Raw genomic sequence first — 23,933 nt, forward strand, 5'->3', positions numbered from 1 at the left:
GCCAAGAACTGTCGGAGCCGGGTCCTAGGGTGTTGCCCACGATGACTGGACTGTTCCTTGACTGCAGCGACGACGCCTCCGCCCTGGCCGACGAGTTGGCGTCCAGGCTGGGCGGCGCGCGCCCCGACCCGTTCGCGCTCGACCTGGTGGTGACGCCGCATGCGCATCTGCGGCGCTGGCTGACCAACGAGTTGGCGCACCGGCTCGGACGTCCCGGCGAGGGCATCTGCGCCGGCGTCCGATTCGTCACCCCTGGACAGCTGTTGCGCGATCTGGGCGACCCCGGCCGGTTCTGGCAGCCGCGACAGTTGGCCTGGCGGCTGCTGGAGGTGATCGCCCAACACCCCGACGAGCCGCGTCTCGAACAGCTTCGCCGCCACCTGGCCGGCTCTCGCAGCAGCTACCCGGTGGCCTACCGGCTGGCCGGGCTGTTCTCCCGGTACCTGCATTGGCGTCCGGAAATGGTGGCCCGGTGGGAGGCGGGTGAGAACACCGACGAACACGGCACCGACCTGGGCTTCGACACCTGGCAACCGGTGCTGTGGCGACTCGCGGCCACCGCGGCCAGCCCGCTCGCCGCGAGCGCCGAGTTCGTGGCCCGGTTGCGACGCGAACCCGGCACCCTGCCATTGCCCCAGTCGCTGTCCGTCGTTCAGCCCGGTCCGCTCTCACCCTGGTGGCTCGACGTGCTGGACGCCCTCGCGGCGCACCGCGAGGTACATGTGTCATTGCGACGGTCAACGGCGGTGCCGGCCCGACCGGCCTCCGGTCCGGCGGCGCGACTGACCCGGTTCGAGCGCAGTGCCCAGGCCGGGCTGCTGACCCGCGCCGTCGTCCGGGAGCTGCCGGCGGCATCCGAGAGGCCGGGAACCCTGGGCTGGCTACAGCGGACGCTGCGGGGCGAGACCCCTGCGGCACCGCCGTCCGACGACTCGGTGCAGGTGCATGGCGGCCACGGGCTGGAACGCCAGGTGGAGATTCTCCGCGATGCGATCACCGGTCTGCTGGCCGCCGATCCGACGTTGGAGCCGCGCGACGTCATCGTCGGCTGCGCGAACCTCACTGCGGCGGCGCCGCTGGTACAGGCCGCGTTCCGGCTGCCCACCGGCGTACCAGGACGCCACCCGGCCAACGACTTCCGGGTGCAGCTGGCCGACCGCAGTTCGGCCGAGGTGAATCCCCTGGTCGGGCTGCTCATCCAGGTGCTCACCCTGGTCGCCTCCCGCGCCACCGCCGCCGACGTGATCGACTTCTGCGCCAAGCCCGCGGTCGCCGCCCGGTTCGGTCTCGACCAGGACGCCATCGAGCGGCTCACCCGGCTGGCCGGCGAGGCCGGGGTGCGCTGGGGACTGTCCGCCCCGCACCGGGCCGGCTACGGGCTCGACCACGTCCCACAGAACACCTGGACGACGGGCCTGCAGCGGATGCTGCTCGGTGTCGCGCTCGGCGAGCACGAACTGCCCGTGGTGGGCACCGTGCTGCCGCTCGACGACGTCGAGGACGGCGACCTGACCATGGTCGGTGGAGTGTCCGAACTGATCAGCCGGCTCTCCCGGCTCGCCACCGACTGCGCCACGCCGGCGCCGTTGCGGGAGTGGATCGTCCGCCTGCAGTGGGCACTGGACGCGTTCACCCTGGTGGCCGGCGACGACGCCTGGCAACGCACCGACGCGCTGATCCGGATCGCCGACCTGGGCGAGCGCGGCGCCGGCGACGAACCGCTCAGCCTCACCGATGTCACCGACCTGGTCAGCGACGAGTTCGAACGCGGCCAGGCCCGGTCCACCTTCGGCAACGGCTCGCTCACCGTGTGCGCGCTGCACTCGCTGCGCGGCGTCCCCTATCGGGTGGTCTGCCTGGTCGGGTTGGACGACGGGGTGTTCCCGCGGACCCCGGAACGCGACGGCGACGATCTGATGCTGCGTGAGCCGCGGCCCGGCGAGCCCGACCCGCCGACAGAGGACCGCCAGGCGTTGGCCGACGCCATCATGGCCGCAGGCGATGCGGTGGTGATCGTGCATCAGTCCCGCTCGGCGCAGACCAATGAGCCCATCCCACCGCCCGCCGCGCTCGCCGACCTGCTGGAACTGCTCGAGCCGGCCGGGGTCAGCGAGCGGCAGCATCCGCTGCAGCCGTTCAGCCCGAGCCTGTTCGCCCACGACCGGCCGCAGAGCTTCGACCCGACCGGGCTGCGCGGCGCCATCGCGGTCAGCGGGCCGCGCCGGCGTCCCGAACCGCCTACCCCGGTGCCGCCCGCGCCGCCGCTGACCGAGGTGGGGTTGGACGATCTGGCCGCGTTCGTCCGCGACCCAGTCCGGCATTTCCTCCGGGAGCGGTGCGGGCTGAGCTATTGGCAGGCCGACCGGCTGCCCGACGAGATCCCGATCGAACTCGACGGGCTCGACCGCTGGAGCGTGGGTGAGCGGCTGCTCGGCCTGGCCCGGTCGGGACGTCCGCTCGATCAGGCGGTGCGCGCTGAATGGCTGCGCGGCGCGGTTCCGCCGGGCGCCCTCGGCACCCGACTGCTCGACGGTCTCGCCAGCCAGCTCGGGCCGATCGTGGAGTCGCTGCCGACCTCGCCGGACGATCCCGTCCGGCACCACGACATCGCGCTGGACTGCGGCGCCGTCCGGCTCACCGGACGCGTCGCCAGCCAGCGCGACCTGGTGGTGCAGGCCACCTTCTCCAAGCCCTCCGAGTCCCGCTCGGTGGGTCTGTGGCTGCAGCTGCTGGCCTTGTCGGCGACCGCCGATGGCCCGTGGCAGGCCGTTTTGGTCGGACGCGGTGCCCGGCGACGCTGGCGTGGCCCCGACCCGGCCACCGCCCACCAGCTGCTCTGCCGGTGGGTGCGGCTGTACCAGGTCGGCCTGGACGCCCCGCTGCCGCTGCCGCTGCGGTTCGGCGCGCGGCTGGCCGGCATGCTGACCGACAGCAAAGATCCGTTCGCCGACCTGCGCGACCTGCAGTTCGCCTATCGCGACGACCGCAACGAGCAGTGGGCCCGGTTCTACCCGGAGGCCGACGATCTGCTGGCGGTTCCGGTGGGCGCCGACGACCTCGACCAGCCCGACGAATCGGTGCTGGCGTTCGCCGCCGCCCGGCTGATCTGGGAGCCGATCGCGAGCTACGAGGCGGTGTCGGTGCGATGACCGAGTTCACCGAATTCGACCCGGACGGACCGCTGCCCGAGGGCACCACGGTGCTGGAGGCGTCTGCCGGAACGGGCAAGACCCACGCGATCGCGGCGCTCGCCGTCCGGTTGATCGGCGAGGGCGCCACCAGCATCGACCGGCTGTTGATGGTGACCTTCGGACGCAACGCCACCCGCGAACTGCGGGCCCGGGTGCGCACCCATCTGTTGCAGACGCTGGCCCAGGCCGAACCGGGTCCGGTCCGCGACCGGCTGGCCGCGGCGGTGGCCGCCTTCGACGGGGCCCGGGTGATGACCATCCATGAGTTCTGTGCCGCCATGTATGCCCAGCTCGGCATTCTGGCCGGCTCCGATCCGTCCGGTCGGGTGGTCGCCGACCTGGCGCCGCTGGTTCGCGAGGTGGCCCACGATCTCTACCTGAACCGGTACGCGTTCGACGCGCGGCTGCCGCCGTTCCCGCTCGGCGACGAGAAGCGCAACGGGGTGATGGTCCGCGGCGCGCTGAGCCTGGCCGACGACGCGGTGGCGCACGTGTTGCGTCCGATCGTGCCGTCCGACTGCGACGGGGTGGTCGCCGAGCGGGTCGGTTTCGGCGCTCGGGTGCGGCAGGTCGCCGCCGAGCGACGCCGGCAGTTCGGCGTGCTGACCTTCGACGACCAGCTGGTCCGGCTGCGCGACGCTCTGGCCGACGACGACACCGGCGCGGCCAGCTGCGAGCGGCTGCGCGCCCGCTTCGACGCGGTGCTGGTCGACGAGTTCCAGGACACCGACCCGGTGCAGTGGGACATCCTGCGGCGGCTGTTCGACGGCCACCGCCGGATGGTGCTGATCGGCGACCCCAAGCAGGCCATCTACACCTTCCGCGGCGCCGACATCGCCGCCTATGCGACGGCGGTCGGCGCGGCGTCCGACCGGTATTCGCTGGGCGTGAACCACCGCAGCGATGCGGCCCTGGTGCGGGGTCTCGCCGAGTTGTTCGACGGTCTCCGGTTGGGTGAGGCGATCGAGGTGCATCCGGTGGTGGCGCACCGGCCGGGGTGCGGCGTCCGGGCCGTCGGGGCGGCCATCGCGCCGGTCACCCTGCGCACCCTGGACGACGAGGTGCGGCCCTGGGCCGCCCACGAACAGATCCGGGCCGACCTGGTTCGGCAGGTGCGATCGATCCTCGATCGTCAGGAGATCGTCGACGAAGGCGTGTGGCGTCGCGTCCAGCCCCGTGACATCGCGGTGCTGGTCCGCACCAATCGTGGCGCGGCCCGCATCGCCGACGCGTTGCGTGCCGCCGGCGTTCCGGTGGCGTTGAGCGGCTCGGACAGCATCTTCGCCTCGCCGGCCGCGGACGACTGGCTGGTGCTGCTGCGGGCGCTCGCCTCGCAGCGCCGCAACGAGGTGCGGCATGCGCTGCTCAGTTCGTTCTTCGGCTTGTCGCTGGGCGATCTGGCGGCCGCCGACGACGGTCAGCTCGCCGACTGGACAGCGACCCTGCGGCAGTGGGATCGCATCCTGGCCCGGGCCGGCGTGGCGGCGCTGTTCGCGTCGATCGGCGCGGAGACCTCGTTCATCGATCGGGTGCTGGCCCGGCCGGACGGCGAACGCATGATGACCGACTTCCGGCACCTGGCCGAGGTGCTGCACGGGGCGTCCGGGCATACCCGGCCGGGCGCGGCCTGGCTGGCCGAATGGCTGCAGAACGAGCGCCGGAAGACGGCCGACGACGAGCGCACCCGCCGGCTGGAGACCGACGCCCAGGCGGTGCAGGTGAAGACGGTGCACGGCGCCAAGGGGCTGCAGTACCCGATCGTGCTGCTGCCCGATCTGTGGGCGGCACCCGGCAGCGAGGACGACGGACGCGGCCTGCTGTTCCACGACGACTCCGGGCAGGCGGTGCTCGATCTGGGCGGCCGGGACGCCTCCGGCCGCAACCAGCGCTGGCGGCGCGCCGACACCGAGGACGCCGAAGAAGCGCTGCGGTTGCTGTATGTCGCCTTCACCCGGGCTCGATCGCAGGTGGTCGCCTGGTGGGCGCGCACCCAACGCACCCCACGTTCGGCGTTGCAGCGGGTGCTCTACCGCGACCGTTCCCGGCTGCCGGCGGCGCCGGCGTCCTACTATCCGCTCGACCGCCGGCCCGGCACCCAGGCGCCGGCCGAACTGCCCTGGGTGCTCGAGGCTCAGGGGGTGAGCGTCGGGCCGATGACCCCCGGCGCACCGGCCGCCCCACCGCCCCGGCCGACGCCGGTGACGGCGCTGCGAGCGTTGCGTTTCGACCGCACCATCGACGCCGACTGGCGCCGGACGTCCTATTCGGGGCTGACCGCCGGGGTGCACGGCGAGGCGCCGTTGCTGCCCGACGAACCCGAGCAGTCCGAGGCGATCGTGCCGGCCGCGCTCGACACGGCACCCTCACCGATGCGCGACCTGCCCGGCGGCACCCAGTTCGGCACCCTGGTGCACGCCCTGTTCGAGCAGGTCGATCCCGGAGCCGACGACGCCGCGCTGCGGTCCCGGCTGGTCGCCGCCGCGGCGGAGTGGCTGCCGCGTTTCCCGTTGCCCGGGGTGAGCGCAGAGACCCTTGCCGAGGCGCTGTTGCCTGCCTTCACCACCCCGCTCGGGCCGCTCGCAGACGATCGCAGCCTTGCCCAGTTGCCGATCGGCGATCGGCTGGCCGAGCTCGGCTTCGATCTGCCGATGGCTCCGGCCGGCGCGTTCACCCTCGGTGATGTCGCCGATCTGATGCGTCGCCATCTCTCCGCCGACGACCCGCTGATCGGCTACCCGGCGTTGCTGGCTGACCCGGCGCTGGCCGACCAGCCGCTGAAGGGATTCCTGACCGGCAGCATCGACGCCGTGTTCCGAGTCGGGTCGCCTGCCGAACCGCGGTTCCTGGTGGTCGACTACAAGACCAACCGGCTCGGTGGCGACGAGCTGACCCTGGGTCACTACGCCCAGGGCCCGATGGTCGGCGCGATGTGCGCCTCGCACTATCCGTTGCAGGCGTTGCTGTACTGCGTGGCGCTGCACCGGTTCCTGGCCGGACGGCTGGCCGGCTACCGGCCCGAGCGGCACCTCGGCGGGGTGCTGTACCTGTTCGTCCGCGGCATGGGTGGGGCGCTGAGCGGGCCGGAGACCGGGGTGTTTGCCTGGCAACCGCCGGCGGCGCTGGTCGAACAGCTGTCACGAGTGCTGGGAGGTGTCGGCGATGAGTGAGCCGGCGTTGTCGATCGCCGCGACCGGCCTGGTCGGCGAGTTCCATGCCCTCGGTGTGCTCGACTGGCCCGACCTGCATCCGGCCCGGCAGTTCACCCGGCTGTATCGGGAACCAGACGAACGGGTGCAGCTCGCGGCGGCGCTCACCGTCCGTGCCTTGCGGGCCGGATCGGTCTGCCTGGAACTCGATCGGGTGCGCAACGGGGTCACCGGACGCGACGACGAGCTGGTCGAGGTACCCGACGAACTGTGGCCCGACCCGGAAGGGTGGCTGGCCGCGTTACGCGCCAGCCCGGTGGTGGCCCACGGCAGCGGCGGCGACCCTCGGCTGCCGCTCCGGCTGGTCGACCACAAGCTTTACCTGACCCGCTACTGGGAACAGGAGGAGCAGGTTCGGCTGAGCCTGCTGGATCGCACCCTGACCAGGCCGGACACCGTCGCTGCCGACCGCCTCGAAGGGTGGCTCGACGAGCTGTTCCCACCACCGGACGCCGATCCCGACCAGCGCCGGGCCGCCGCCCAGGTGGCGACCTCGGGTCTGACCGTGCTGGCCGGCGGGCCGGGCACGGGCAAGACCACCACGATCGCCCGCATTCTGGCGCTGTTGTTCCGGCAGGGCGTCCAGCGGGTGGCGTTGGCCGCTCCGACCGGCAAGGCCGCGGCCCGGATGGACGAGGCACTGCGCCAGGCGTCCGGTGATCTGCCGGACGACGTATCGGGCCGGGTGGCAGGGCTGGCGGCCAGCACCCTGCACCGGTTGTTGGGCGCCCAGCCGTACCGGCGTCCGGCGTTCCGGCACAACCAGGACAATCCGCTGCCGCACGACGTGGTGATCGTCGACGAGTTGTCGATGGTGTCGCTGACCATGATGGCGCGGCTGACCGAGGCGCTCGGCGAACGCACCCGGCTGGTGTTGGTGGGCGACCCCGACCAGCTCAGCTCGGTCGGTGCCGGTGCGGTGCTGAGCGACCTGACCCAAGCGTCCTGGCGGGGCACCGGGGGCCGGACGCCGGTGGTCCGGTTGCGCCGCAATTACCGGTTCACCGGCGTCCTGGGCGAGTTGGCCGAGGCGGTCCGCGCCGGCGATCGGGACGGCGTGCTCGCACTGACCACCGCCGGACACCCCAACCTGACGCTGACCAGCCCGGACGATCCGCAGGACGCCCTGCGGGCCCGGGTGGTGCACGTCGGACGCGGCATCCACACCGCCGCCGTCCGCGGCGACCCCGATCGGGCCCTGCGGCTGCTCGACCAGCACCGGCTGCTCTGCGCGCATCGGCATGGCCCGCACGGCGCGGCCACCTGGGCCCGGCAGGCCGAGTTCTGGCTGCGGGCGTCCGTGGCCGGGTTCGGCGCCGAGGGCGACTGGTACGCGGGACGTCCGGTGCTGGTCACCACCAACCAACCGGATTGGGGGCTCTACAACGGCGACACCGGCGTGGTGCTGACCGGCTCCGGACGCCCACTGGTGCATTTCGCCGGCGGGACGCGTCCGTTGAGCCCCGATCTGCTCGGCTCGATCCAGTCGGTGGACGCCCTCACCGTGCACAAATCGCAAGGCAGCCAGTTCGCCGAGGTGACCCTGGTGCTGCCCGACATCGAGTCGCCGCTGCTGACCCGCGAACTGCTGTACACCGCGGTCACCCGGGCTCGCGACGCGGTCCATCTGATCGGGACGCCCGAAGCGCTCGCCGAAGCGGTGCAGCGGACGGCGCGACGCGCCTCCGGCTTGCGGGAGCGGCTTTGAGCCGTCACCAGCCCTCCCTCAGCGGGTCACCTCGATGGTTCCGGACGCCGGACCGGTGCCGTCCACATTCGTGACGGTGCCGCCGTCCGGCCCCTCGGCGACCAGGGTCCAGCGGTAGGTGCCGGGCCGCACCTGCGCGCCGGAGGCGTCCTTGCCGTCCCAGACCACACCGCGGATCGAACCCTGCGGGCCGGCCTCGGTGGGCAGCGTCCGCACCAGTTCCCCTGCGCCAGATCCCCCTGTGCCGGATTCCCCTGCGCCGGATTCCCCCATGCTGCGCCGGATCTCGACAGCGCCGGCGGCCACCGCCGCGGACAGGTCGAACGCCGGCCGCCACGTCCCACGGCGCAGGCTGAACCCGTCCGTCCCCACTGCGCCCAGCAGCCGAGGTGCAGGAACGGCCAGGCCGGAGACCTCGGCCACATGCGTGCCGGCGTCGTCGGTCCAGGCGAGGGTGCGCATCCCGTCCGTGGTCATCCGGCCACGGATCGCACTCGCGACGCGCACGGCGCCAGCGCCGTCCAGGCGACGCAGCTCTGCGGTGCTGCCGGTGGTGACCACCACCCAGCTGTCGCCGAGCGCGACCACCTGCTCTTCGCCGGTGATCGCGACGATGGTGCCGGTGCGGCGGCGGTTGACGACGAGCTGGTCGTAGCCGCCGCCCTCCTGGTAGCCGGCGACGATCCAGTCGTTCCAGGCCGCCCAGCCGTCGTTGCGGTAGACCCGGCCGGCGGGTTGCGGCAGGTCGAGGGGCACCGGTTCGGCGTCCGGACGCGCGAGATCGCGGACCTGGAACCGTCGCTGCGCGGTCTCGTCGGCAGTGCTCGCCTCCACCGCCAGGCTGCCGAACAGCGCCATCACGGGTCCGGTGTCGTATTTCGTGCCATCGACCCGCACCACCCGATCGCCGGTCAGCGCATACGGGCCGCTCAGGGTCCGCAGCCACGCGCCCCGGCCGCCTTCCACGCTGCCGGTCCACGTGTCGCCGTCGTAGCAGTCCACGACGGTCGCGCCTTGGCTGGCGGTCCGGTCGCGCTGGGTGACGGTGCGGACGCCGGACGCGCTCACCGCCGCCACCCGACGCTCGGTGAGCCGTCGCGCGGGTCCGAACTGACCGTCGCCGACGGTGCGCGTCCACACCTGTGGCCGGGTGCCGCTCTCGGCGGTGAAGGACTCCTGTAGATAGCTGACCCGCCCGGTGGACAGCACGGCGTCCTGTGCCCGTGCGACGATCGCCGGCGCGGTGAACAGCGGTGTCGGGGTGCCGTCGCGACTCACCTCGGCCGCCATCAGCTGGCCGGCACGGTCGACCAGCGCCATCGGCTGACCACTGTCGCGGAACGGCAGCCACTGCCACCGTTGAGTACTGCCGACGGCGCTCACCCGTCCCTCCCGGACCATCCACTGCCGCACCCCGCCGCCGCCGCGCCGGGTCAGATACACCTGTGCCGCACCGATCGAGGTGGTCAGCCGCGCGTCGTAACGCGACCGCCGGTAGTCGCCGCGAGCCAGCACTTTGCAGGACGCCTTCAGCGGGCTGTCGACGTTCGCCCGACAGGCACGAAGATCGGTGCTGGTGCCGGTCAGGTAGTGAATGGTGAACGCGCTGACGTCCATCGCCAGCAGCCCGTCGACCCGATACGCCTTGCCGGGGGTCTTCCCGTCGGTCGAGGCGATGTTGAGGTAGCCGTAGTTGCCGGTCTCGGAGTAGCCCATCCGGACGGCGGTGGCGCCGTCCTTGGTCACGGCGGTGCGCAATCCCCGTTGCCGCGCCGTCGCGGCGAAGGCGGGGGTGAGCGGCCGAAGGTCGCTGCCGACGAAGCGGAGGATCCGGCCGTCGCTGAGCACCAGCGCCGTCCCGACGTAGTCGACCGGATACAGCGGCGCCGACCCCTCCCCGGAGGTCTCCGGCAGGGGGTAGGGATAGAAGGTCACGTCGCCGGTGTCCGGGTTCCACCGCTGCAGCCCGAGATGGCCGGCACCGCCTTCGACGGGGACCAGGCCGGCGAACGTCCCCTGATAGCCGATGTGCGAGCCGAACGACGGCCCGCCGTCGCGCTGCAGGTCGGACCGCACGCTGACTTCGGCCGGCAATTCCTGCCAGGTGCGTCCGTTGTCGGCCGAGTAGCGTCCCGGTGCGCCGTCGCCGGCGATAATGAACCGATCGGCGGTGCCGGCCACGACCTGGAGCCGTCCGGGCACATGCAGATCGGGCAGGCTGATCGGTGCTCCGAGCACCAGCCCGCCCGGCGCGGCCGCGGTCGATGCGCCGGACGTCATGGTGGGTTCGACCGGCTCGGCGCTGCAGCCGCCCAGCAATGCCGCGAGCAGCACCGCGGTCAGGCCGGTCACCGGCCCGCGGCGCGTCCGATGGGGGTGTGCCGACATCCGAAACTCCTTGTCGCATGGCTGACCCGAATCTAGCGCCCCAGCCATCGACGTTCGCCCTGGCGGGCCGGCGTCTGCTCAGCGGACCTGGGCGTTGCTGGAGTCGATGGCGGCCTGATCGAGCGGCCGCGCCACCTCGGACAAGGATCGGACGGTCAGCCCCCAGCAGTTCCGCGGCGCATCGCTCTGACAACGCAGGACGTTGCCGACCCAGCCGTATTCGCCACCTCCTGCCCCCGGTGGGGGAAGCGGTCCGATCGCCAGCCAGCTCTGCTGGCCGGGCCGGTACAGATAGTGGTTGGCGTCCACGTAACCGGACGCCTGCGCGCCGTAGTAGCGCAACGCCCAGCCGGCGTCACTGGGCAATGCGGTGGCCAGCGGTCCAGCGGGATGCGGCACCACGACGGTGTGCCAGGACTGGGTGGCGAGGTTCACCGCCAGGCCGGTGGTGGCTCGCGGGTCGTCGCCGGCGATGCCCAGCGCGGCCGGATCGGTCGGCGGATTGGCGTAGACCCAGCCGTCGCCGGTGATCTGGGCGACGCCGAGATCGGTGCCGGTGCCGCGGTGACCGATCGGATCATCGAGCGTGCCGGTAGCCGGATCCCAGGTGACCAGCGAGATTCCGCCGCCCGGCAGCCGGGCGTCGAGCAGCACCCGCTCGCCGCCCGGCAGGCTCACCCGGTGGGCGCGCACCGACAGCCGGGTCTGGCCGCCGGCGAGTTGCGCTTCGCCCGTCGTCCATCGCCGGCCGGCGAAGTCGAAGCTGTGGAAACCGATCGGTGCTGCCCCGGATCCGGTGCCGTCCAGGCAGAAGATGCCGTAGTCCATGCCCAGGGGTGTGCAGCCGGCGTCGTCGGGCAATGCCGGTCCGGTGAGCCGGGCCCAGGCGTCGTCGCCGGTGTCGTAGGAGTACAGCTCCATCCGCGACGCTCCGGCCCCCGAGCCGCCGTCCACCATCAGGTAGATCCGGCTGCCGGAGGCGAACGCCCACGTCTCGGCGCAGGCCGTCCGGGGCCGGCCCGGCCCGTCCGCCAGCCGCTGCCACAGATCGGGGCCGGGCTGGTAGCGGTAGGCGTCCAGGCGGCAACTGCCGTCCTCTGCCCGGCCGGCCAGCAGGTAGACGGCGCCGTCGACGGTGACCTGGGCGTAGCGTCCGACGTCGACCGGAGCGGGTAGCCGCGGCGTCCAGAGCGGGGCGGTCGCCGTGCCCCCCGGTGTGCCGGACGCGGAGACGGTCGCCGGAATGCCGTTCACCGGGCTCTGGCTGAGCTGCCCGACCACCACCTGGACGGCCACGCCCACCGTGACGACCGCCGCAGCCGCCCCGAGCAGCCAGCGCGAGCGGCGCGACGGCGCCTTCGCGGGTTCGGCGGCGCTGAGTTCCTCCACCGTCAGCGGACGGAAGTCCGTGCGGTCGACCTCGGCGCGGAAGTGGCGCCGCAGCGCGTCCTCCAGTTCGCTGCGGTCGGAGAACGGATCGTCAGCCATGGCTCCCCCTTTCGACGGCCATCCGCAGGTCGCGCAATGCCCGGTGGACCAGCGAGCGCGCGCTCACTTCACTGCAGGCGAGGATCTCGCCAATCTCGGCGTAGCTGCACTCGTCCCAATAGCGCAGCACCAGCGCAGCCCGGCGCCGGGTCGACAGCCGGCCGGTGAGGGCGCCGACATAGGCGGCGTCGAGCCACCGGTTGTCGTTGGACGCCGCGTCCTCGCGAACCTCGGCAACCACCACTTCCCGGCGGCGTTTGCGCCACCGGGAGACGTTCGCGTTCACGATGCTGCGCCGCACGTAGCCGGCGGGATTGCCGGTGCCCCGGATGGTGGACCACTGCCGCATCGCCCCGAGCAGTGCGTCCTGGACGGCATCCCGTGCATCCTCGGGGTTGCCGATCACCAGGTGGGCGAACTGCTGCAACGCGACCGAATGCTCGTGGACGAACTGCTCGAAGTCGAGTTCGCCGGCCGGCGACGGGTCGGCGTCCCCCACCGCTACCTCCCAACTCACGAGCAAACCGGTCACGATCAACCTACGCACCAGACGCCGACTTCGTCGCACCCGATCGCGAAATCGTTTATAGCGGCCTCGCGGTCGCACGCGCACAATGGAGGGGACTGCACGGCCAACCGTTGGGAGTAGCGGAATGAGCAGCAAGGGCAATACCGAAGAGTTCGAGGTCACCTTCGGCAACGTGGTGAGCAAGATCATGGAGTTGATCCACGAAGGCAACGTGCGCCGGATCACTTTGAAGCGCGAGGGCAAGACGTTGCTCGAGGTGCCGCTCAACGCGGGCCTGACCGTGGGCGCGATCACCGCCATGGTGGCTCCCCTGCTGCTCGGCGTCGGTGCCGTCGCCGCGGTCGTCACCAAGGTCACGGTCGTCGTGGAGCGTCGCTCCGAGTCGAGCTGAGCGCCGTCGGCGTCGTAAATCATGCCTTCGACCCCCGGCGGATGGTCCCAATCGAGAGGTGCATGGTGGTGACGTTGTCACCGGAGCCGGCGGGCAGTTGTTCGGCGATCTGCTGATGTTCGCCTCGTACCGCGCTCGCTATCCCGGCATCGTCCGACCGGGCTATCGAGCGGTGAGCGGCGACGTCCTGAGCTTCAGGCGTCCGGTCCCCGCGCTTCATGCCCTGGTCGGCGCGACCGGCTGGTTCGGCATGCTGGCGATCTGCATCGTCGCCACCACGATCGCCTAGGCCTAGGTCACTCCGGCGACACCAGGGTTGCCGCCTGCCAGTCGCCGATCAGCCGATGCGCAATGGACGCCTCGCCAGGCAGGCTCACCTCGCCGGCTTCCACCGCCGCGATCAACTCGTCACGGGCGAACCAGCGGGCCCATTCGATCTCCACGCCGTCCACCTGGATGTCGGTACCGGCGGCACGGGCCACGAAGCCGAGCATCAGCGACCGCGGAAACGGCCACGGCTGGCTCGCCACGTAGCGGACGGCGGACAGCGGCAGCCCGGTCTCTTCGCCCACCTCGCGGTGCACCGCCTGCTCCAGAGACTCCCCTGCCGTCACGAAGCCGGCCAAGATCGACAACCGGCCCGGCGCCCACACCGCCTGATGTCCGAGCAGCAGCCGGTCGTCGGCATCGACGACCGCGACGATGATCGCCGGATCGCTCCGCGGGAAGCGGTCGCGTCCGCACGCCGGGCAGTGCCGCACCATGCCGCCGAGCGTGACCACCGTGGCCGCCCCGCACAGCCCACAGTGCGGCAGCGTGCGGTGCCACTGCACCAACGCCACCGCCGCGACCACCAGTTCGCGATCGGCCTCGCCCAGCACCGGCAACAGTTCGCGCAGGCCTGCACCACCAGCGAACTCGGCTGACTGCACGAACACCGGACGCCCATCGGACAGCCCCAGCAGGTAGTGGCGCTGCTCGTCGAAGGCACCACCCGGACGCCGCCCGGCAACGGCGGGGCCGGCGCCGATGTCCAGGCGTCCGGCCGCATCGACGCTGAGCAGCAGGGCTGCCGGATCGGCCCAGCAGGCCGACAGCCAGCCGGCATCCGGCCGCTGATGCTCGCAACGATCCAGGTGCCCAGGTCCGTTCCATGCGTCCATGGTTCTCAACCTAGTGCCGGTTCTCGGGCAAGGCTGCGTCGACGTTCCGCGGGGGACACGGGCCGGGCTCGCCGACGCCCGAGAACCCTGCCCCTGCTCGCCGACGCTCGAGCCCTTCATCCCCGCATGCAGTGCCACGCGACATTTACCGGAACTAAAAACCTCACGGCCGATCTCTCGTCCGCATTTCATTTAGTTGAAATAGGTTCCCAATTCATGGAGTAACTTCTGCCGAGGGCGGGGAGGATGCGACGACACGAGGAGCAATTCCATGCGCTACATCCGACTGAGATCACTGCTGACGATCATCCCACTCATCACTATTCTCACGATCACCGGGACGACGACGCCGGCGGAAGCGGAGCCTGCCGACGCCTACCCGCGGATTTGGGCGACCACCGCCCCCGCCTACCAGCCGCTTTCCGCCACGGCTCCCGTCGATACGAACAGCGTAGCCATCGTCAAGAACATCAAGCGATACGGGATCGAGCAGTACGGCGTCCCGGCCCGTGACCTGCCATCCATGAACTTAGCCATACGCAAATTCTCGAATCCGCTGTGGACCGCCCGAAATACTGACCCGTCCTACGACATCCGATTTCACGACTGCCAGAAAAAGGGCTACACGCCCAGTCAATTCAAGAAGCTGAAGGGCGTCCATATCCCTGCGCGTGCCGTGCAGTCCGCCGGCACCGACGGCCAGCTGGCTGTCTTCAACGCCGACACCGGCCGCTACGTGGATCTATGGCAGGCGTACAAGAAGAAGAACAAGTGGTACGCCTGCTGGGGCGGCTCCATCGCCAGTACCTACCAATCCAACGGAACGTTCCCGGCGCCCACCGGGGTCTCGGCCTCCGGAGTCGCGCTGGAGCCCTACACCGTGAAGGTCGCGGAGCTCCGCGCCGGGCGCATCGATCACGTGATCGGCATGCACGTTCCTCCCCAGGTGATCGACAGCTACGTCTCCAAGCCGGCGACCCGGACAGACGGCCGCCTGCCACGGACCGGCAACACCATCTCCGAGGGGCAATACCTGCGCCTCCCGGCCAACCTGGACATCGACTCGCTGAACCTGCACCCGGTCGCGAAGACCATCGCGAAGGCGGCCCAGAAGTACGGGTTCATGGTGGTCGACGGCAGTGGCGGCATCAACCTCACACTCGAGAACGCCTCGACCTTCGCCAAGGACCCCTACCCTGAGCTGTTCGGCGACGCCGAGTCCTACAACGTGATGTGGGGCGGGCTGCACGGCAAATACGCCGCCTTCCCGTTCGACAAGCTGCAGGTCATCAAAAGGAACTACGTACCCAAGCCGAAGGTGACGATCAAGGTCACCGACCAGGGCAAGAGCAGCTTCGGCTTCAAGGCGACGGGGGCACCGAGCGGCGCGCGGCTGGTGGTGACCTGGTGGCGCAAAGGCGGCACGCATCTCAGCACCGCGAACGCCACCACCTGGTGGTCCGGGCAGCAGACCGGCTACCGCCATGCGCAGGCGAAGCTGATCAGCGCAAAGGGCAAGACACTGGTCAAATCGCCCGTGGTCAGAAGGCGCTAACCGACGACGCGGCGCCCCGTCCCGTGGTGCCGCAGGCCCACAGCACCCTGCTGGAGCCAAGGGTCGCCGCGAGGACTCTGGCCCTCGCCGCCGTCCGCGCCGTGCACCAAGCCAGCGGCACACGCTGACACCGCGGCAGCCGCATCCACCATGCTCAGCTGCGGCCCAGCCGGTGCACCGCGTCCGCCCACGCCGATTCGGGTGGCAGAGTCGGCATCACCAACCGGTCGGCGAGGATGTCGAAGAATCCGGCCTGCACCTGGTCCGGCTCGACGCCGGCCAGATCGGCCCAGGCTTGGCGGTAGATCGCCAGCTGGGCCGGATCGGCCCGGTTCACGTCACCGGTCTTCCAGTCGACCACCAGGTACCCGTCGGGGGTGGTGAACACCGCGTCGATCCGGCCCCGGACGATGGTGCCCGCCACCAGCATGCTGAACGGCACCTCGACCGCCAACGGACGCCGTGCGGCGAACTGGCCGCGTTCGAACGCCGCGCTCAACCGGGCGAAATACGGGTCGTCGGACGGTTCCTGGCCCGGATCGACGTCGAAGGACGGCGCGAGCGAGAACCGCTCCTCCAGCCAGCGGTGGAAGCGGGTGCCCAATCGCTGGGCGGCCACCGGGGGTTGCGGCATCGGCCGGCTGGCGTCCCGGACGAACTCCTCCGGTTCGCGTGCCAAGCGCACCAGTCCGGTCACCGACAGATACTCCGGGCTCCCCGGCGTCACCTCCTCCTCCGCCGCCCGCACCAACGCCGACAGGTCGGCGTCCCACCGGGCCACCTCGGCGCGCTCGTCGGCGGACAATCCCACCGGATCCAGCGGCACCAGCACCGCGGACGCCGCCTCGACGTCGGCCGCCAACCGCTGCCGCCGCTCTCGCGCCTCCGGGTCGCCGATCACCGGCCACTCCAGCGCCGCCCCCGAACCGGCCAACGGATTGTCGCCGGCCACCGGGGGCGCTTCCCGCAGCACCACGCCGTGCTGTTCGATCGCCCGCAGATACGGCGACGGACGCCGCGGCTTGATCAGCTCACCCTCCCAGGAATGGGTGGTCGCGACCAGCAACTGCTTGGCACGGGTGACCGCGACATACGCCAACCGGTCCTCCGCATGCCGCGCCTGCTGCTTCAGGGCCGCCGCGTACTCCTTGAACGCGGCATCGGACGCCTCGGCCAGCTGTGGGATCGCCGCCGCATCGCCGCGCAGTTCGGCCGGCAGCACAGCCGCGTTCGTCACCCAGTTCTCGGTCACCCGGTCGTTCGGGAAGACCCCTTCGGCCATGCCCGGCAGGAAAACCGCCTCCCACTCCAGGCCTTTTGCCTTGTGCACGGTGAGCAGCTTCACCGAGTCGGCGTCGCTGGCCACCGCCTGATCCAGCCCGACCCCGTGGTTGCGTTCGGCGTCCAGGTAGGCGAGCAACCCGCCCAGGGACGCCTCGCCGTCCACATCGCAGTAGGCGGCCACGGCGTCGGTGAACGCACCCAGCTGGGCACTCGACGACCCGGACGCCGCCAGCTCGCCCTCCACGCCGAGCGTCCCGATCACCCGCCGGACCAGATCGAGCACCGGCTCGCCGGCATGCTGCCGCAAACCGGCCAACTCTGCCGCGATCACGTCGAACCGGCGCCGGGCCGACGGGCTGTACGGCAGGTCACCAGGGTCGTGCAGCGCCTCCAACAGGCTCGGCACGGTCACACCCTCGGTGCGGGCCAACGCCCGGCCCAGGTCGTCCACCAGGTCGTCGTCGCGTGGCCCCTCCACGGCGGCCAGCTCGGTCGCCCGGCGTCCCAGCAGCGCCAGGTCGGCGACCCCGATCGCCCACCGTGCCGAGGTGAGCAGCCGGATCGCCGCCGGATTCGCGCTCACGTCGTCGAGCAGCGCCAGCACCGAGCACACTTCGACGATCTCGGGCAGCTCCAGCAGACCGCCCAGCCCGACGATCTCGACCGGGACGTCGCGCGCCTTCAGGTCCGCATACAGCGCCGGGATCTGCGCGTTGCGGCGCACCAGCACCGCCAGGTCGGACCACGACGCCACCCGTCCGGTGCTGTGCAGCGCGGCGATCCGCTCCCCGATGAACGCCACCTCGTCGGGCCAGGTGTCGAAGCCGGCCACCTCCACCCTGCCGGGCGGGGTGCCCTCGGGCGCGGTCAACGCCAGCGCCGCCGCGCCACCCCCCATCGCGGGGTCGGTGTGCAGCCCGGCGGCCAGCACGTTCGCCACCGCCAGAATCGTCGGCCCGGACCGCCGGTTCACGGTCAGTGCGAACGACGATGCCGGCGCGCCCTGCGCGGTCGGAAAGTCGTCGGCGAACTGCAGGATGTTGCTGGCCGCCGCCCCGCGCCACCCGTAGATGGCCTGATGGGGGTCGCCCACCGCGGTCACCGGATGACCTCGTCCGGACGCCGGATCGGCGCCGGAGAAAAGCGCGCGCAGCATCGCCGCCTGTGCCGAGGAGGTGTCCTGGTATTCGTCCAGCAGCACCACCCGGAACTGGCGGCGGAGCAGTTCGGACACCGCCGGCACCCGGCGGGCGAGTTCGGCCGCCACCGCCATCTGATCGGCGAACTCGACATAGCCAAGGTTGCGTTTCAGGTCGGCGTAGGCGGTGGTCAACCCGAGCAGTTCGAGGCGCTGCCCGGTGATCGCCCGCGCGGTGCGCACCGAGGCGTATTCGCGGCGATACCGGTTGAGCGGGGCCTCGGCGAGCGCCGTCCGGAACTCGCGCGCATGCGCCCCCACCTCCGCGGCGCTGACCAGATGCGAGGTGAGATCGGAATCGAGCTTCAGCAGCCGTTCGGTCAGGGTCACCGGCGCGAACGACGACAGATACTCGAACGGACCCGCCGCATTGGTCACCACCCGCGCCGCCAGCCGGTAGCGGGAGGCGCCGGTGATCATCACCGGGTCGCTTTCGACGCCGATCCGCAACCCGTGCTCGGCAACCAGCCGGGCCGCGAAGGCGTCGTAGGTGAGCACCAGCTGTTCGCCGGCCTCGTCCACCCCGCTGTCGTCGATCACCCCGGCCCGCTGCAATGCCGTCCGGATCCGCGCGGACAGCTCGGCCGCGGCCTTCCGGGTGAACGTCAGTCCCAGCACCTGTTCGGGCGCCAACTGGCCGCTGCCGACCAGCCACACCACCCGTGCCGCCATCACCGTGGTCTTGCCCGAGCCGGCGCCGGCGATGATCACCCCCGGTTCCAGCGGTGCGGTGATCGCCGCCAGCTGCTGCTCGGAGAACGGCAGACCCAGGACGTCGCACAGCTGCTCGGGCGTCCGCAGCAGCCCCGTCATGCCACCACCTGCCGGCCTGCCGGCTTGGCCGGGCAGCTGGCCGCGAACGGGCACCAGGTGCACCCTGGACCGGGCGTCGCCGGATACCTCCCCTCCCGCACCGTCCGGACGGCGCGAGCCAGCCGCTCGTGTACCCAAGTGGCGTGGTCGGCGTCGTCGTCGGCCAGATGCGGACGCTCCGACAACGCCGCCTGATGGAACTCCTTCGGGTAGTCGTCCAGGTCGCTGCCGCCGGGCACCCGGAGATACACCAGGCGGCCCCCCGCACTGGACGCCGCCGGCCCGGCCAGGCGTTCGAAGGCGCCGGCCTCGATCGCCAACTGGTAGACCCCCAGCTGTTCGTGCGAGGCGACGGCGTCCGCGGTCGGAGGCCGCTTGCCGGTCTTGAAGTCGACCACCCGCAGCCGGCCGTCCGCCGTCCGCTCCAGCCGGTCGACGGTGCCGACCAGCCGGACGGGCTGGCCCGCCACGTCGATCTCGACGTCGAAGTCGACCTCGACGCCGAGCACCTCGGTGCCCGCGTTGGCGTCGGACCAGTTCAGGAACCGGGTCAGCGCCGCCTCGGCCTGGTCGCGTTCGGCGACCGACAGCCAGGCGGTGGCGAACGGCAACTCGGCCCATACCTCGTCGAGTTTCGCGATCAGCTCGTCGAAGCCGAGGCCCGAGTTCCGGGCGTGCTCGGCCAGCACATGGATCACCGAGCCGAGGCTGGCGGCCGCGTTGCGCGGCGGGTCGGCCTTCACCTGCCGGGTCAGGTAGTGCTGCCGCGGGCAGGTCAGCAGGCCGGTCAGCATCGACGGGCTGATCCGCAGCGGACCGGTCAGTCGCGGCGGGCGTCCCGTGGCGTCCAGCACCCCCCACCAGTGCGACGGACGCGCCTGTGGGGCGAGCGGACGCCCGTGGCCGTCGGTGAGCGCCGCCAGCCGGGCCAACCGGGCCGCGGCGGCCTCGCGCAACGCGACGGAACAGCCCGGATCGGCGGCCCGGCGCCGCAACTGGGCGACCAGCGCCGGCAGGGTGAGCGGCCGGTCGCTGGGCCGGAACTCGACCGGCCGGACGCCCAGCTCGGCGATGAACCTCGACGGCTGGTTGGCCTCGCCGTCGGAACCCTGGACGGCGGTGACGATCAGCCGGCGACTCGCCCGGCTGCAGGCGACGTGGAACAGCCGACGCTCGTCGGCCAGCGCCTCCCGCGGCTCCGGACGCCCGACCAGGCCGTCGCTGACCAGCTCGGCCGGCTCCAAGATCGCCGAGCCCTGCCCCGGTGCCGGCCACAGCCCCTCCTGGACGCCGGCGACCACCACCAGCGGCCACTCCAGGCCCTTCGCCCGGTGCGCGGTCAGCAGCCGGACGCCGCGGCCCCGCACCTCGGCCTCCCGCGTGGTGTCGGCCGGAATCTCCTGCGCCGCCACCTCGGCGAGGAACCCGCGCACCCCGCCGGGGCCGGCCGGTTGCTCGCTGGCGTTGGCCGAGGCGAACAGGGCGATCACCGCGTCCAGGTCACGGTCGGCACGGCGCCCGCCCTCGCCGCCGGCCAGGCTGACGGCGCGCAGCCGCTGCGGCCATTCGGTGCCCGACCACAGCGCCCACAACACCTCGGACGCCCCGCTGCCCGGCCGGTTGAGCACCTCACCGGCCTGTGCCAGCAACCCGGCCAGCCCGCGGACGGCGACCACCTCGGGGGTCTCCGGCAGCACGGCCAGCCGGTCCGGCTCGGCCACCGCGTCGGCGATCAGCTGACCGGGGCTGCGGGCCACCAACGCCGAACCGGTCTCGCGGCGCTCGGTCTCCAGCAGCAGCCGGCCCAGGGTGCGCAGCCCCACGGCGTCCAGACCGACCAGCGGCGACGTCAGCAGCCGTTTGGCCTCGTCGGCGTCCAGTCCCTCGCCGCGCAGCACCACCTCGAGGGCCAGCAGCAGCGGCCGGACGGCCTGCTCGGACATCAGCGGAATCTCGTCGCCGGCCACCTCCACCGGGATGCCGGCCGCCACCAGGGCACGGGCGATCGGCGCGATCTGTCGCCGTCCGGACCGCACCAGCACCGCGATGTCGGCATGCCGGTAGCCCTCGTCGAGATGCGCCCGGCGCAGCTCTTCGGCGATCAGCTGCGCCTGCTCGGCCTCAGTGGCGCAGATGAAGGTGCGCACCCCCGGCCCCGGTTCGCCGGCGTCGTCGTCGCGCAACGCACGGGTGGCGGCGTGGCCCAACACCGGCAGCGGCAACCGTCGCGCAACCCGCCGCCAGGCCGCGGCGATGCCGGGCGTACCGCGATGGACGCCTTCCAGTGCGATCACCGGGGCAGGCGTGCCGTCCGCCGCCCGGAACGTGTCGGCGAAGTCGGCCAGCCCCCGCGGATGCGCGCCGCGAAAGCGGAACACCACCTGGTCGGGATCCCCGACGGCCAGGATCGGCCCGCCGGGCCCGACCAGGGACCGCAGCAGCCCGATCTGCGCCGGGTCGAGCTCGCCGTACTCGTCGACGATCACCCGCGAGATCTCGCCCCGCACGGACGCAGCCAGCTGCTCGTCGGCGAGCGCGATGCGGGCCCGGTGAACCAGCTCGGCGTAGTCGAGGCTGCCCTCGTGATCGAGGATGTCGAGGTATTCGGCGAAGAAGTTCCCGACGCTCACCCATTCGTCGCGACCGGCGGCGAGCCCGGCGTCCACCACGTCCTCGGGGTCGAGCCCGAGTTGCCGGACGCGGGCGATCACCGCCCGCACCTGCCGCGCGAAAGCCCGTGTGCCGACCGCCTGATGGATCTCGGACGGCCATGCCCCGACGCCGCGGCCGGCCAGCAGTTCACGAACCCGGAACTCCTGCTCGGGGGCCGTCAGCAGGCGCGGCGCGGCTGCGCCGGGCACGGCGGCCCGGCGCAGCAGCCACAGACAGAAGGCGTGCATCGTGGTCACCCAGGGCGGGCTCACGGTGCGGTTCATCGCCCGCGCCACCTCGTTGCGCAACTGGCTGGCAGCCCGCCTGCCGAAGGTCAGCACCAGCGGCTGCGGACCGTCCGAAGCCCGGTCGAGAAGGTCGCGTGCGGCGGCTGCGGCGACCACCGCGGTCTTGCCGGATCCGGGTGGCCCGACCACCAGGACGGGCGAGTGCCGGTACGCCTCGACAGCCTGCCGCTGCTCGGCGTCCAACCCCTCGAAGACGGGTGCTTCGACCATGTGCATGACCTCATCGAATCACCCGCCACCCACAATTCCCGGGCGGCGACACGCGGCGTCCACGCTCAGCCAACCGGGTGACAGGCGCCAACGGATGTGAGAGTGTTGCAGGCGCTGCCGCGAGGGCGACCGCTGGTCGCCTGGGACAGCTCGTTCGGCAGTGGCCGTCGACGACGGTCGTAATAAGTTGAAGGAGAAGTACATGGCGCAGGGAACCGTCAAGTGGTTCAGTGCCGAGAAGGGCTACGGCTTCATCGAGGTCGAAGGTGGCACGCAGGACGTCTTCGTCCATCACACGGCCATCGACATCCAGGGCTTCCGTACCCTCAACGAGGGCCAGAAGGTCGAATTCGAGATCACATCGGGCCCGAAGGGCCCGCAGGCAGACCGGGTCCGGCCACTCTGACCTACGTTCTCGAATCCATCGCTAACCCGCGGGCCCCATTTCCAGGAATGGGGCCCGCTTCATGTCGCCACACCCGGACACCGGACGTAGCGACCAGCTCGACCACCTTCCAGGGTTGTCCCGGACGCCGTCCCCACTGCCGCTGTCACCGCCGCCCGCTAGATTGGGCGAGAAGTCCTTGACCGCATCGAGAGGTACCCATGAGTTCCCTCACTCCCGCCGGTGGCACCGCCGCGATGCCGCTCCAGCCGCCCGCCACCTTGACCCTGACCGTGCCCGAGGTGCCCGCTGTGGTCACCGAGACCCAGGCGCCCGCGATGGCCCCGCAGGTGGAGGCGTCCCAGGTTCCGGTGCTCGACGCCAAGGTCAACGAGTTCCTGCAGGCGCTCGATTCGGCCGAAGAGAAGTCGCCGACCTTCGCCGCCCAGGCCGACGCCGTCCGCAGCATGGGCGACGCCGACATCCGCAAGGCGGCCGAGACCTCGAACCGGCTGCTGAACGCCCCCGTCCGGGCGCTGAAAGAGGGCGGTCTGTCCGAGGGCTCGAAGGTCGGCCAGACGCTGCTCCAGCTTCGCCGCACCGTCGAGGACCTCGATCCCGGCAAGGCTCGCGGCGCCAAGAAGTTCCTCGGCATGATCCCGCTCGGCGATCAGGTCACCGACTACTTCCGCCGCTACCAGAGCTCCCAGCAGCAGCTCAACGGCATCCTGCACGCGCTGCGCTCCGGTCAGGACGAGCTGACCAAGGACAACGTCGCGCTGAACATGGAGAAGCAGAATCTGTGGACGGTGATGGGCCGGCTCAACCAGTACGTCTACATCGCCGAACGACTGGACGCCCGGCTCTCGGCACAGGTCGCCGAGTTGCAGTTCTCCGATCCCGAGAAGGCGAAGGCGCTGAGCCAGGACGTGCTGTTCTACGTGCGCCAGAAGCATCAGGATCTGCTCACCCAACTCGCGGTGTCGATCCAGAGCTACCTGGCCATCGACATCATCATCAAGAACAACATCGAGCTGATCAAGGGCGTCGACCGGGCCTCGACGACCACCATCTCGGCGCTGCGGACGGCGGTGATCGTGGCCCAGGCGCTGGGCAACCAGAAGCTGGTGCTCGATCAGATCACCGCGCTGAACACCACCACCTCGCAGATGATCCAGCGCACCTCGGAGATGCTGAAAGAGAACTCGGCCCGCATTCAGGAGCAGGCGGCGTCCTCGACGATCGGCCTGGAGCAGTTGCAGGCGGCGTTCGCCAACATCTACTCCACTATGGACTCGATCGATGAGTTCAAGGCGCGCGCGCTCGACACGATGGCGCAGACGATCGGCGTCCTGGAAAACGAAGTGGTGAAGTCGAAGGACTACCTCGAGCGGGTCGCCCAGCAGGATTCCCGCTCGCAGACGATGCCGCAGATCAACCTGTGACCTTTCCGCACCACGAGAA

At 71.3% G+C, this 23,933-nt stretch carries 14 protein-coding genes; 8 read left to right on the forward strand and 6 right to left on the reverse strand.

What is annotated here, in order from left to right; translation table 11 throughout:
• Window positions 1-41 precede the first annotated feature (41 nt).
• From QM619_RS00630 to recD, 3 genes are read left to right on the forward strand one after another with little or no spacing between them, the layout of a single operon-like run.
• Window positions 42-3,149: an exodeoxyribonuclease V subunit gamma gene (locus tag QM619_RS00630; protein ID WP_415103253.1), complete on the forward strand. Its 3,108-nt coding sequence runs from the start codon at window positions 42-44 to the stop codon at window positions 3,147-3,149.
• Window positions 3,146-6,358: a UvrD-helicase domain-containing protein gene (locus tag QM619_RS00635; protein WP_415103255.1), complete on the forward strand. Its 3,213-nt coding sequence runs from the start codon at window positions 3,146-3,148 to the stop codon at window positions 6,356-6,358. The genes QM619_RS00630 and QM619_RS00635 overlap by 4 nt, the downstream gene beginning before the upstream one ends.
• On the forward strand, window positions 6,351-8,105 hold the full coding sequence (recD, locus tag QM619_RS00640) for an exodeoxyribonuclease V subunit alpha (RefSeq protein WP_415103257.1): 1,755 nt from the start codon (window positions 6,351-6,353) through the stop codon (window positions 8,103-8,105). The genes QM619_RS00635 and recD overlap by 8 nt, the downstream gene beginning before the upstream one ends.
• Before the next feature lie 18 nt (window positions 8,106-8,123).
• Here recD and QM619_RS00645 read toward each other — a convergent pair whose 3' ends face one another.
• From QM619_RS00645 to QM619_RS00655, 3 genes are all read right to left on the reverse strand, one after another.
• Window positions 8,124-10,493 (reverse strand): hypothetical protein, encoded by a 2,370-nt coding sequence (locus QM619_RS00645; RefSeq protein WP_415103259.1) that lies wholly within the window; start codon window positions 10,491-10,493, stop codon window positions 8,124-8,126.
• Between the two features lie 78 nt (window positions 10,494-10,571).
• Window positions 10,572-11,981 (reverse strand): hypothetical protein, encoded by a 1,410-nt coding sequence (locus QM619_RS00650; RefSeq protein ID WP_415103261.1) that lies wholly within the window; start codon window positions 11,979-11,981, stop codon window positions 10,572-10,574.
• Window positions 11,974-12,513, reverse strand: coding sequence for an RNA polymerase sigma factor (locus QM619_RS00655; RefSeq protein WP_415103263.1), 540 nt, complete (start codon window positions 12,511-12,513; stop codon window positions 11,974-11,976). Before QM619_RS00655 ends, QM619_RS00650 begins: the two co-directional genes overlap by 8 nt.
• 121 nt (window positions 12,514-12,634) lie before the next feature.
• Between QM619_RS00655 and QM619_RS00660 the strand changes: the two genes are divergently transcribed.
• Together QM619_RS00660 and QM619_RS00665 are read left to right on the forward strand one after the other, a co-directional pair.
• Window positions 12,635-12,901 (forward strand): DUF4342 domain-containing protein, encoded by a 267-nt coding sequence (locus QM619_RS00660; RefSeq protein WP_415103265.1) that lies wholly within the window; start codon window positions 12,635-12,637, stop codon window positions 12,899-12,901.
• Between the two features lie 58 nt (window positions 12,902-12,959).
• Window positions 12,960-13,190: a hypothetical protein gene (locus QM619_RS00665; protein ID WP_415103267.1), complete on the forward strand. Its 231-nt coding sequence runs from the start codon at window positions 12,960-12,962 to the stop codon at window positions 13,188-13,190.
• Window positions 13,191-13,197: 7 nt separating this feature from the next.
• Here QM619_RS00665 and nudC read toward each other — a convergent pair whose 3' ends face one another.
• Window positions 13,198-14,064, reverse strand: coding sequence for an NAD(+) diphosphatase (gene nudC / locus QM619_RS00670; RefSeq protein ID WP_415103269.1), 867 nt, complete (start codon window positions 14,062-14,064; stop codon window positions 13,198-13,200).
• Window positions 14,065-14,335: 271 nt separating this feature from the next.
• Between nudC and QM619_RS00675 the strand changes: the two genes are divergently transcribed.
• Complete coding sequence (locus QM619_RS00675) at window positions 14,336-15,619, forward strand: hypothetical protein (RefSeq protein WP_415103271.1); 1,284 nt, start codon at window positions 14,336-14,338, stop codon at window positions 15,617-15,619.
• 154 nt (window positions 15,620-15,773) lie between these two features.
• On the opposite strand, the gene QM619_RS00680 is transcribed toward QM619_RS00675, so the two are convergent.
• Together QM619_RS00680 and QM619_RS00685 are read right to left on the reverse strand one after the other, a co-directional pair.
• Window positions 15,774-18,914 (reverse strand): UvrD-helicase domain-containing protein, encoded by a 3,141-nt coding sequence (locus QM619_RS00680; protein WP_415103273.1) that lies wholly within the window; start codon window positions 18,912-18,914, stop codon window positions 15,774-15,776.
• A complete protein-coding gene (locus QM619_RS00685) occupies window positions 18,911-22,084 on the reverse strand; it encodes an ATP-dependent helicase (RefSeq protein ID WP_415103275.1) in 3,174 nt (1,057 codons plus the stop codon). Before QM619_RS00685 ends, QM619_RS00680 begins: the two co-directional genes overlap by 4 nt.
• 202 nt (window positions 22,085-22,286) lie before the next feature.
• Here QM619_RS00685 and QM619_RS00690 point away from each other — a divergent pair, with 202 nt between their 5' ends.
• Entirely contained in the window at window positions 22,287-22,490 is a 204-nt protein-coding gene (locus QM619_RS00690; RefSeq protein WP_298130889.1) for a cold-shock protein, read from the forward strand.
• A gap of 200 nt (window positions 22,491-22,690) precedes the next feature.
• Window positions 22,691-23,914, forward strand: a complete 1,224-nt coding sequence (locus tag QM619_RS00695) for a toxic anion resistance protein (protein ID WP_415103277.1) — start codon at window positions 22,691-22,693, stop codon at window positions 23,912-23,914.
• Window positions 23,915-23,933: the final 19 nt, after the last annotated feature.

The organism is Micropruina sp. (genome assembly GCF_047606665.1).
Lineage (GTDB): Bacteria > Actinomycetota > Actinomycetes > Propionibacteriales > Propionibacteriaceae > Micropruina.